2 protein-coding genes are annotated in these 1,215 nt (G+C 56.2%); both read left to right on the top strand.

Annotation, left to right across the window (positions count from 1 at the left end; translation table 11 throughout):
• The first annotated feature begins 113 nt into the window (after nucleotides 1-113).
• Entirely contained in the window at nucleotides 114-329 is a 216-nt protein-coding gene (locus ACVOMF_RS20880; RefSeq protein WP_481510974.1) for a hypothetical protein, read from the top strand.
• Nucleotides 330-695: 366 nt separating this feature from the next.
• Nucleotides 696-1,064, top strand: a complete 369-nt coding sequence (locus tag ACVOMF_RS20875; protein ID WP_481510973.1) for a hypothetical protein — start codon at nucleotides 696-698, stop codon at nucleotides 1,062-1,064.
• Nucleotides 1,065-1,215: the final 151 nt, after the last annotated feature.

Genomic DNA, 1,215 nt, shown 5'->3' with positions numbered 1-1,215 from the left:
AAGCACAGATGCAGTTCGGTGTTTTACAAAGCAGGTGGCGCGTGGTTGCCGCCTAACAGTTCATTCAAGCCGAACCCGCTGCGCGGGTCGGCTTAATTCCAGAGTTAGGCGTCATGGAAGATTCCAAGATTCACCAAATTTGGGCTGATCTCGTATGCGGCGATCACCACTGCTGCTTTTGCGGATCATGGATAGAGCAGGACCTGCAACCAATCGTGTTGCCGCTCACTGGAGGCGCGATTCAAGCCCTCAGCGCTCACGGTTCCTGCCTAAAGCAGTGCCTTGATAAAGCTGTTCCCTATCTTTCTCCCAGCGAGGCGCGCGAGTGATGACGCCTAACAGTTCATTCAAGCCGACGCCGCTTCACGGCGCGGCTTAATTCCAGAGTTAGGCGCTATACGGATGCTTAGCCAACTTCTAGATTCCTGGCAGTTCAACTTTTGGCGGGGCCTCGCCAGCCTTTGTGCTGGTTTGCTAGTCATTTCACCCTGCCTGTTGGTCCCAAGCTTGCGGCGCAAGATCCTCAAGGCCGACCTAGACATCGAGGCTATTGGATTGATCGCACTGGTAGTCGCTATCGTTGCCATTGGGTGCTACAACTACTTCGGCGGTATTAGTGGCGCCTAACAGTTCATTCAAGCCGAACTCGCTTCGCGAGTCGGCTTAATTCCAGAGTTAGGGGGTAGTGACAGTTTATGGATTGGGGCCATGTGCTCTTTGCAGCAAAGCAAGGCATTCCCGGGCTTCTCGTGCTTGCCTCCATGCTCCCGATCTTTGCTTTGGCTGCTTCAGCCGGTCGTAGGTTGCGGGCATCCTCTGCCAGCCTCAGTTGTCTCGCGGCCTTCCCGATTTCGTGCCTACTGGCCGGCCTCCCTGGCATTGAAACATCGCAAGTCGGCGGCGTTATTCCGCTGGCGGGTCTTGCTGTAACCGTCGTGTTGCTCGTTCCCTCGGTCTTGGCGCTGCGCTGGCGCTGGTTCGGCCTGCTTCACCTACTCACCGTGGCAGCGGCGGCATATCTGTGGTTTATCGGCGCTCTGGCAATCAGCCATGACGCCACGTAGACTGCCGCCTAACAGTTCATTCAAGCCGACGCCGCTTCGCGGCGCGGCTTAATTCCAGAGTTAGCGCCCATGCTCATCTCAATGCTGCTTCTGGTCGCACTTCAGGATTCACTTGACAACAAGCCGGAGAGAAACGTCACTCCACCTAAGC

The organism is Stenotrophomonas sp. STEN022 (assembly GCF_056760155.1).
Note: the sequence above shows the minus strand (reverse complement) of the source record. Positions and strands in the feature narration are given on the sequence as shown.